The organism is Streptomyces sparsus (genome assembly GCF_054776295.1).
Window position 1 is genome coordinate 1 of the sequence record NZ_BAAHCA010000123.1, and the last position, 8,837, is coordinate 8,837.

Consider the following 8,837-nt stretch of genomic DNA (forward strand, 5'->3'; position numbering starts at 1 on the left):
CGGCCGAGTCCACCACCCGCAGTCCGCGCTCGGCCAGCGCCACCCGCAGCCCCTCTCCCCCGACGCAGAGCACGGCCGCGCCCTGCGGCACCTGCCCGGCGACCAGTCTCGCCACCGCCTGGGCGGAGGTGATGACGTCGTCCGGGGCGGCCGGGACGCCGAGCCGCACCAGGTGGTCGGCGACGGTCTGCGGGGTGCGGGCCGCGTTGTTGGTGACGTAGGCGAGCCGCATGCCCGCCGAACCTGCCACCTCCAGCGACTCCGCCGCGTGCACGATCGCCGCGCCTCCCGCGTAGACGACGCCGTCCAGGTCGAGCAGCGCCGTGTCGTAGGCCCGGTGCAGTGCCTTCTCGGAGGATCGCAGCATCGTTGACCCGCTCCTGGGGGTTCGTCGGTCGGTCGGGCTGAGATCATCTCTCACCCGGCCCGGCGAGCGGCGGCCGGGCGGCATAGCATGCTCGGATGTGCGCTGACGGCCTCTCCCTCGCCCCCTTCCGCGGCCTGCGCTACGCGCCGGAGCGGGTCGGCAGTCTCGCCGCGGTGACGTCACCGCCGTACGACGTCGTGGTCCGCCCGGACGGGGTGCACCACCTGGAGACCGCAGACCGCTACAACATCGTGCGGCTGATCCTGCCGCACCACGCGGACCCGGCCGCCCGGCACCGCCAGGCGGCGGAGACGCTGCGCGACTGGGAGAGCCGGGGCGTGCTGACCCGGGACGCGACGCCGGCCCTCTACGTCTACGAGCAGCGCCGCGACGACGTGGTGCAGCGCGGGCTGATCGGCGCGCTGCGGCTGACTCCGCCCGAGGAGGGTGTGGTGCTGCCGCACGAGGACGTCATGCCGGAGGTGGTCGAGGACCGGGTGTCGCTGATGCGGGAGACGGCCGCCAACCTGGAGCCGCTGCTGCTGTCCTACCGCGGCGACGGCAGTCCGGCGGGCGCCGGCGCCGTGGTGGAGCGCACGGCGACACGGCCGCCGCTGCTGTCCACCACCACTGAGGACGGTTTCGCACACCGGCTGTGGGCGGTGACGGATCCGGCGGAACTGCGGGAGGTGGACGCCGACCTGGCCGGCCGCAGCGCCCTGATCGGCGACGGCCACCACCGCTGGGCGACGTATCTGCGGCTGCGCGACGAGCACCCCGGCAGTGACGCCTGGGCGCACGGCCTGGTGCTGCTCGTGGACACCGCCCGCTACCCGCTCCGGGTCCAGGCCATCCACCGGGTGCTGCCCCGACTGCCCCTGACGCAGGCGCTGCACGGACTGGCGGGCGCGCTGCGCTCCCGGCCGGTACCGGGGTCGCTCGAGGAGGCCGTGGCGGAGCTGGACCGGGCGGAGGGTCCGGCCTTCCTGCTGAGCGGCGGCCCCGACTCCTTCCACCTGCTGGACCGGCCCGATCCCGAACTGCTCACCCGGGCCGTGCGCGCGGACCGTCCCGCCGCCTGGCGCGAGTTGGACGCCACCGTGCTGCACTCGGCGCTGCTCACGGAGGTGTGGCGGGTGCCTGACGACCCGGAGTCGGTGCGGTACCTGCACTCGGCCGAGAGCGCCGTGCAGCAGGCGGCGCGCAGTGGCGGCAGCGCCGTCCTGATGCGGGCCGTGCCCGAGGAGACGGTGCGCGAGCTGGCACGTCAGGGCGTCACCATGCCGCGCAAGTCGACGTCGTTCGGCCCCAAGCCGGCCAGCGGCCTGGTACTGCGCACCGTTGGCGACCCGGGCTGACCGAACCGGCTCGACGGCCACGGCCCGACGAGGCGTCACCCGCGCGGCTACGGCAGCCTCCAGAGGCGTCGGGCGCCCCACGTGAACCGGAAGTTGGCCGGATACCGACGTTGAACGGATCCTTCCACTCCTGGCACCTCACGCCACGTTGCACACAAAGTAAGGGTAGGCTAACCTCACTGCGTTGTTACGCCTTCTTCACCCCCCACCTGGGACAGCACCTGCCCCGCAGGCCACTTCCCTCCTCAGGTGTGGGCGGTGTCGTCCGCATCTGGGAGGACAGATCGTGAGCTTCCTCGCGCCCACCGCCGAGGACCCGTCTTCAGGAGCGCTGCCCGCGCCGCTGGACAGCAGGGAACACCTGCTGAACAACAGCACCGCGGACCGCTACCGGGACACCGTCAGCGAAGGCGTCAGCCGGGTGGCCAGCAGAATCGCCACCTGCGAACGCCCCCTGACCGGCATCTCCGCCCCCGACCTCGCCCCCGAGATATCCGGCGTCGACCTCGACCGGCCGCTCGGCGACCACCTCGCCGCGCTGGACGAGTTGGAACGCGTGTATCTCCGTGACGCCGTCTACTTCCACCACCCGCGCTATCTCGGCCATCTCAACTGCCCCGTGGTCATCCCCGCGCTGCTCGGCGAAGCGGTCCTCTCGTCCGTCAACTCCTCCCTCGACACCTGGGACCAGAGCGTCGGCGGCACACTCATCGAGCGCCGCCTGATCGACTGGACCACCCAGCGCATCGGCCTGGGCACCGCCGCCGACGGCATCTTCACCAGCGGCGGCACCCAGTCCAACCTCCAGGCGATGCTGCTCGCCCGCGACGAGGCCTGCCGGCTGGTCCAGAAGAACTCCGAGACGCCGCTGCGCAAAGCGGAGATACTGCCCCGGCTGCGTATCCTCACCTCCGAGTGCAGCCACTTCAGCATCGCCAAGTCGGCCGCGCTGCTGGGCCTCGGCTACGACGCCGTCCTCCCGATCCCCTGCGGCGACGACAAGCGCATGCGGCACGCCGAGCTGGCCCGCGAGTTGGCCCGCTGCGAGGACGAGGACCTGGTGGTGATGGCGGTCGTCGCGACCGCGGGCACCACCGACTTCGGCAGCATCGACCCGCTGCCCGAGATCGCCGAACTGTGCCGCCGCCACGAGACCTGGTTCCACGTGGACGCCGCCTACGGCTGCGGCCTGCTGGTCTCCCCGCGCCGCCGGCACCTGCTCGACGGCATCGAGCTGGCCGACTCGGTCACCGTGGACTACCACAAGTCGTTCTTCCAGCCGGTCAGTTCCAGCGCCGTGCTGGTCCGCGACCGCAGCACCCTGCGGCACGCCACCTACCACGCGGACTACCTCAACCCGGCCCGCGTGGACGAGGAGCGCGTGCCCAACCAGGTCGACAAGAGCATCCAGACCACCCGCCGGTTCGACGCCCTGAAGCTCTGGATGACGCTGCGCGTCATGGGCGCGGACGGCGTCGGTGAACTCTTCGACGAGGTCGTCGACCGGGCCGCGGACGGCTGGAGCCTGCTCACCGCCGACCCCCGCTTCGAGGTGGTCACCCGGCCGCAGCTGAGCACCCTGGTGTTCCGCTACCTCCCGCCCGACCACACCGACCCGGCGCTCTGCGACGCCGTCAACCTGCACGCCAGGGAGGCGCTGTTCGCCTCCGGCGAGGCCGTGGTCGCCGGCACCGTCGTCGACGGCCGGCACTACCTCAAGTTCACCCTGCTCAACCCGCAGACCACACTCCGGGACATCGCCACCGTGCTGGACCTGATCGCCGGCCACGCCCGCGAGTACCTGTCCGAGCGGTCCGAGCCGCACGCCGACCGACGCCGCGCCGGCTGACCACCCGACCCGACCTCGGACAGGAGACCCTCGATGCCCGCCCCGCACGACTTCATCGCCATCGGCCTCGGCCCGTTCAACCTCGGCCTGGCCTGCCTCACCGAACCGATCGACGAACTCGACGGCCTGTTCCTCGACAACAAGCCCGGCTTCGACTGGCACCCCGGCATGCTGCTGGAACACAGCACCCTCCAGGTCCCGTTCATGGCGGACCTGGTGACGCTCGCCGACCCCACCTCGCCGTACTCCTTCCTCAACTACCTCAAGGAGTCCGGCCGGATCTACTCGTACTACATCCGCGAGAGCTTCTACCCGCTGCGCAGCGAGTACAACGACTACTGCCAGTGGGCCGCCGGCAAGCTCTCCTCGCTGCGCTTCGGCCACCAGGTGACGTCCGTCGAGTACGACGACCAGGAGCAGCTGTACGTCGTGCACACCGTGGAGCTGCCCACCGGGGAGCGCCACAGGCACCGCGGCCGGCGGCTGGTGCTGGGCACCGGCACCCCGCCCTACCTGCCCGACACCTGCCGCGACCTGGGCGGCGACGCCATCCACAACGCGCACTACCTGTCGAACCGCGACGCGCTCCAGGCGAAGAAGTCCATCACCGTCGTGGGCAGCGGGCAGAGCGCCGGGGAGATCTACCACGACCTGCTCCAGGACATCGACGCCTTCGACTACCAGCTCAACTGGGTCACCCGCTCCCCCCGCTTCTTCCCCCTCGAATACACCAAACTGACCCTGGAGATGACCTCCCCGGAGTACGTGGACTACTTCCACGCGCTGCCGCCTGCGACCCGCGACCGACTGGTCAACTCGCAGAAGCACCTCTACAAGGGCATCGACGCGGAACTCATCAACGACATCTTCGACCTGCTCTACACGAAGAGCCGGCGGCGGGCCTGCCCGACCCGGCTGATGACCAACACCGCGCTCACCGGCGCGTCCTACGACGAGGCGCACGGCGCGTACACCCTGCAACTGCGCCAACAGGAGCAGGAGCGCGACTTCTCCCTCACCACCGAGGGCCTGGTACTCGCCACCGGCTACCGCTACGAGGTGCCGGCGTTCCTCTCACCGATCGCCGACCGGATCGCGTGGGACGACTCCAGCCGCTTCGACGTCCGCCGCAACTACAGCATCGACACCGCGGGCGGTGAGATCTTCGTGCAGAACGCGGAGCTCCACACCCACAGCTTCGTCACGCCGGACCTGGGCATGGCCGCCTACCGCAACTCGTGCATCATCCGGGAACTGCTCGGCCGCGAGTACTACCCCGTCGAGAAGTCCGTGGCGTTCCAGGAGTTCGCCGCCCCCGCCGGTGCCGACCAGCCGCTGGAGGTGTCCCCCGCATGACCGCGACCGTCTTCTCCCGCACCGACAGCCGGCTCGGGGAGTTCGCGCTGCGGCCGGTCGACCCGCTGACCGACGCCGAACTGCTGCACCGCTGGGTCACCGACGCCAAGGCCGCGTTCTACCTGATGCAGGACGCCTCACTGCCGGACGTCGAGCGCGAGTTCATGTCCATCGCCGCCAACCCGCACCACGACGCGTTCCTCGGCCTGCACCGCGGTGAACCGGCCTTCCTGATGGAGCGCTACGACCCGGCGGAGGTCGAGCTGAAAGGCCTCTACCCGGCGCAGCCCGGCGACGTGGGCATGCACTTCCTGGCGGCCCCCACCGACACCCCGCTGCGCGGCTTCACCCTGGCCGTCATCACCACCGTCATGGAGATGCTGTTCGCCGACCCGGCCACCCGCCGGGTCGTGGTGGAGCCCGACGTGCGCAACAGCGCGGTGCACGCGCTGAACGAGGCCGTCGGCTTCCGCGTCGAGGAGAAGATCAGCAAACCCGAGAAGGACGCCTACCTCAGCGTCTGCACCCGCGACCAGTTCCTGGCCGCCCGAGGAGCCCGCGCATGACCGCCCCCACCACCCCGCTGCCCCCCGCTTCCGACCGGCTGCCCGCCGGCCCCGGGACGACGGCAGGCACGCCGGACGCCGTCGCCCACCTCACCCCGGAACTCTGGGCGCGCGCCGGACGGCTGCTGATACGCAAGGCGCTCGCGGAGTTCAGCCACGAGCGCCTGCTCAACCCGACCGAGCTGCCCGGCGGCACGGACTCCCACGGCCGGTACGCGGTGACCGGCGACGACGGCAGGGTCGAGTACCGCTTCACGGCCCGGCGCTTCAGTCTCGACCACTGGGATGTGGACGCCGACAGCATCACCCGGCACCGCGACGGCACCGAGCTGCCGCTCGACGCCCTCGACCTGTTCATCGAGCTGCGGGAGACGCTCGGTCTGAGCGAGGAGGTACTTCCGGTCTACCTGGAGGAGATCAGCTCGACGCTGGCCGGCAGCTGCTGGAAACTGGCGCGCACACCGGTCACCGCCGCCGAACTGAGCCGCTCCGACTTCCAGAGCGTCGAAGCCGGCATGACGGAGGGCCACCCCTGCTTCGTCGCCAACAACGGCAGGCTCGGCTTCGGCTCCGACGAGTACCTGGCCTACGCCCCGGAGACCGCCGCGCCCGTCCACCTGATCTGGCTGGCCGCCCGCCGCGACCGCTCGACGTTCTCCTGCTCCGCCGACCTCGACTACGAGCGCCTGATCCGCGCCGAGCTGTCCGACGCCGAGCTGGAACGGTTCTCCGGCGTGCTGCGCGAGCGGGGGCTCGACCTCGCCGACTACCACCTGATACCGGTCCACCCCTGGCAGTGGCACAACCGGCTGTCGGTGACGTTCGCCTCCGAGGTCGCCCAGCAGCGCCTGGTCCACCTCGGCCCGGGCGACGACGCCCACCTGGCACAGCAGTCCATCCGGACGTTCTTCAACACCAGCGACCCGTCGAAGCACTACGTCAAGACCGCCCTGTCGGTCCTCAACATGGGCTTTCTGCGCGGCCTGTCCGCCGCCTACATGGAGGCCACTCCGGCCATCAACGACTGGCTGGCCGGCCTCATCGCCCACGACGACGTGCTCAGGTCGACCGGACTGTCGATCATCCGCGAACGGGCCGCCATCGGCTACCACCACGAGCAGTACGCCGTGGCCGCGCCCAAGGGGTCGCCCTACCTGAAGATGCTCGCCGCCCTCTGGCGGGAGAGCCCGGTGCCGTCCCTGCAGCCGGGCGAGCGCCTGGCGACGATGGCGTCCCTGCTGCACGTCGACCGGGACGGCAACTCGTTCGTCGCCGCCCTCGTCGCCGAGTCGGGGCTGACGCCCGCCGAGTGGCTGCGACGCTATCTCGACGTCTACCTGACGCCGCTGCTGCACTCCTTCTACGCCTACGACCTGGCGTTCATGCCGCACGGCGAGAACGTCATCCTGGTCCTGAAGGACGGGGTGCCGCAGCGGGCGGTGTTCAAGGACATCGCCGAGGAGATCGTCGTGATGGACCCGGCGGCCGTGCTGCCGCCCGAGGTCGAGCGCATCCGTGCCGACGTGCCGGAGCACATGAAGCTGCTCTCCCTCTTCACGGACGTCTTCGACTGCTTCTTCCGCTTCCTCAACGCCACCCTCGCCTCCGACGAGGTCATGGACGAGCACACGTTCTGGGCGGCGGTCGCCGAGTGTGTCACCGCCTACCAGCGGTCGGCGCCCCACCTGGCCGACCGGTTCGCCCAGCACGACCTCTTCGCCGACGACTTCGCCCTGTCCTGCCTGAACCGGCTGCAACTGCGCAACAACAAGCAGATGGTCGACCTCCAGGACCCGTCCGGGGCACTGCAACTCGTCGGGACGCTGACCAACCCGCTGGCCCCCTTCAGGCCGACCGACACCACCTGACCGCGACTGCGGTCTCGGGGATCGGGACCAGCTCAGACTCGGGATCCGATCCCGGCTCGGACGCGCGCACGGTGGCACGGTCCGATCCTGCGGTTCGTCAGGCACCACCGACACGCCGATGGGCGGGACCCTCGCGGGGGTCCCGCCCATCGGCGTCGGCGGCGGGCCTGAGCCCGAGGGGGCGGGCCTGGCCCGCCCCCTCGGCGTCAGCTCACGCGGTCGTCGTCCCCGTCGCCGGTGTCCTTCGCGGCCTCGCTGTCCTGCGGCCCCGCGACCGGCTCCTCCACGTCGGCAGCCGAGGTGTCCCCGGCCGCCTCCGGAACGGCGTCACCCTGCCGAGCGGCGTCCGCGTCCACCACTGCGTCGGGCTCGGCGACGACGCCGGTCCCGGTGTCACCGGTCTCGGCCTGCGCCACGTCATCGGCCGCCGCCTCGCCGGACGGCACGTCACCGGGTGTGTCGCCGGCGCGTGCCGACTCCCCTGCCGGTGCGGGCACCTCGTCCGGAAGATCGTCGTAGACGTCCTCGAGCTCCTGCTCGTAGGCGTGCCCGGGCTCCGTGAACCGGGCGGCCTCGTCCGAAACGGCGTGCCCGGACTCCTCACCGGAATCCGTTTCCGCGTCGAGGTCCGCCTCCGGGTCGAGCGCGTCCACGAACTCCACCCCGTCCAGCTCGGCCAGCCGGTCCGAGGCGTTCGTGGTACCGCCCTGGTCGGCCTCGAGGGCCTTGGCGAACCACTCGCGGGCCTCGTCCTCCCGGCCCACCTCCAGCAGGGCGTCGGCGTAGGCGTAACGCAGTCGCGCCGACCACGGCTGGACCGAGTGGGAGGCCAGCTCGGGGCTCTGCAACGTCACCACGGCCGCCTCGGCCTCGCCCATGTCACGACGGGCGCCGGCGGCGACCAGCCGCATCTCGACCTGGCCCTCCTTGTCGAGCTTGTTGACCTCCGGCTCCCCGGCCATCGCCAGGGCCTTCTCCGGCCGGCCCAGACCGCGCTCGCAGTCCGCCATGACGGGCCACAGGTGCTGCGAGCCGGTCATGCGACGAGCCGCCCGGAACTCCGCAAGGGCCTCGGCGTACTTCTGCACGCTGTAGGCGGCGAACCCGGCCGCCTCCCGCACCGCTGCGACGCGCGAGGCGAGCCGCAGGGCGATCCTGGCGTACTCGTAGGCCTGCTCCGGCTCCTCGTCGAGCAGCCGCGCCACCATCACCAGGTTCCTGGCGACGTCGTCGGCGAGCGTCTTCGGCAGGCTCATCAGCTCCTGCCGCACGTCCTTGTCGATCTCCTGCCCGGTGACCTCGTCCGGGATCGGCAGCCGCCGGATCGGCTCACGGTCCGGACGGTCGTCCCGACGGTAGTCGTCCCGGTCGTCACGACGGCCGCGGTAGTCGCCACGCCCGCCACGGTCGCCCGAGCCGCCGCCCTGGCCGTAGGGCCGCCGCCCACCACGGTCGTCCTCCCGCCGGGGACCG

The 8,837-nt window shown here is 71.4% G+C and carries 6 protein-coding genes and 1 pseudogene; 5 read left to right on the forward strand and 2 right to left on the reverse strand.

Annotated elements, in window-relative coordinates; translation table 11 throughout:
* Positions 1–367: HAD family hydrolase (locus ACYVE9_RS09300; RefSeq protein ID WP_461027277.1), on the reverse strand; the 367-nt coding region annotated here is incomplete at its 3' end.
* Between the two features lie 95 nt (positions 368–462).
* Here ACYVE9_RS09300 and ACYVE9_RS09305 point away from each other — a divergent pair.
* From ACYVE9_RS09305 to ACYVE9_RS09325, 5 genes are all read left to right on the forward strand, one after another.
* The gene (locus tag ACYVE9_RS09305; RefSeq protein ID WP_461027278.1) at positions 463–1,725 is read left to right on the forward strand and encodes a DUF1015 family protein; all 1,263 of its coding nucleotides are present in this window, start codon (positions 463–465) and stop codon (positions 1,723–1,725) included.
* Positions 1,726–2,011: 286 nt separating this feature from the next.
* Positions 2,012–3,574, forward strand: a complete 1,563-nt coding sequence (locus ACYVE9_RS09310; RefSeq protein WP_461027279.1) for a pyridoxal phosphate-dependent decarboxylase family protein — start codon at positions 2,012–2,014, stop codon at positions 3,572–3,574.
* Positions 3,575–3,607: 33 nt separating this feature from the next.
* Entirely contained in the window at positions 3,608–4,930 is a 1,323-nt protein-coding gene (locus ACYVE9_RS09315) for a lysine N(6)-hydroxylase/L-ornithine N(5)-oxygenase family protein (RefSeq protein ID WP_461027280.1), read from the forward strand.
* Complete coding sequence (locus ACYVE9_RS09320) at positions 4,927–5,496, forward strand: GNAT family N-acetyltransferase (RefSeq protein ID WP_461027281.1); 570 nt, start codon at positions 4,927–4,929, stop codon at positions 5,494–5,496. The genes ACYVE9_RS09315 and ACYVE9_RS09320 overlap by 4 nt, the downstream gene beginning before the upstream one ends.
* Positions 5,493–7,364, forward strand: a complete 1,872-nt coding sequence (locus ACYVE9_RS09325) for an IucA/IucC family protein (protein ID WP_461027282.1) — start codon at positions 5,493–5,495, stop codon at positions 7,362–7,364. Before ACYVE9_RS09320 ends, ACYVE9_RS09325 begins: the two co-directional genes overlap by 4 nt.
* A 634-nt stretch (positions 7,365–7,998) precedes the next feature.
* On the opposite strand, the pseudogene ACYVE9_RS09330 reads toward ACYVE9_RS09325, so the two are convergent.
* Positions 7,999–8,635 (reverse strand): annotated as a pseudogene (locus ACYVE9_RS09330) (hypothetical protein); the annotation flags it as partial.
* Between the last annotated feature and the right edge of the window lie 202 nt (positions 8,636–8,837).